A 563-nucleotide genomic window follows, 5' to 3' on the forward strand; every position below is an offset into this window, starting at 1 on the left:
AGCGCTGATCAGCTTTCGCGGAACGCGCGATTGAAGTAGTCGGCCAGCGGCTTCATCAGGTAGGCCATCGGGCTGCGGTCGCCGGTCTGGATATAGACCTCGACCGGCATGCCGGGCACCAGCGCCAGCCCGCCCAGCTTGTCCAGCTGGTCGGGCGGGATCGAGACCTCGGCCCGGTAATAGGGGGTCCGCGTCGCCTCATCCAGCAGGGCATCGGCGGAGATGCGGTCCAGCCGCCCGTCGATTTCCGGCGTGGTGCGCGACGAGAATGCGGAAAAGCGCAGGACGACCGGCTGGCCCAGCTGGATCTCGTCGATGTTGATCGTCGCCACGCGCGCGCCGATCACCAGCGGGCGGTCCTGCGGGATGATGTAGAGCAGCGGGTCGGCGGGCCGGATCACCGACCGCGGCGTGGTGACCTGCATGTTGTAGACGACGCCCGACACGGGGGCGCGGATCTCCAGCCGGTCCAGCTGTTCGGTCAGGCTGCGGCGGCGTTCGGCCAGCTCCAGTTCGCGATAACCCAGATCGCCCAACTCGGTCTCGGCCATCTCGCGGCGTTC

The 563-nt window shown here is 68.2% G+C and carries 1 protein-coding gene; it reads right to left on the minus strand.

Annotation, left to right across the window (positions count from 1 at the left end; genetic code table 11):
* Nucleotides 1–8: 8 nt before the first annotated feature.
* On the minus strand, nucleotides 9–563 hold a 555-nt coding region (locus TW83_RS18140; protein ID WP_045984186.1), incomplete at its 5' end, for an HlyD family efflux transporter periplasmic adaptor subunit.

Origin of the sequence: Paracoccus sp. S4493, from assembly GCF_000967735.1 — a bacterium.
Classification (GTDB): Bacteria; Pseudomonadota; Alphaproteobacteria; order Rhodobacterales; family Rhodobacteraceae; genus Paracoccus; species Paracoccus marcusii.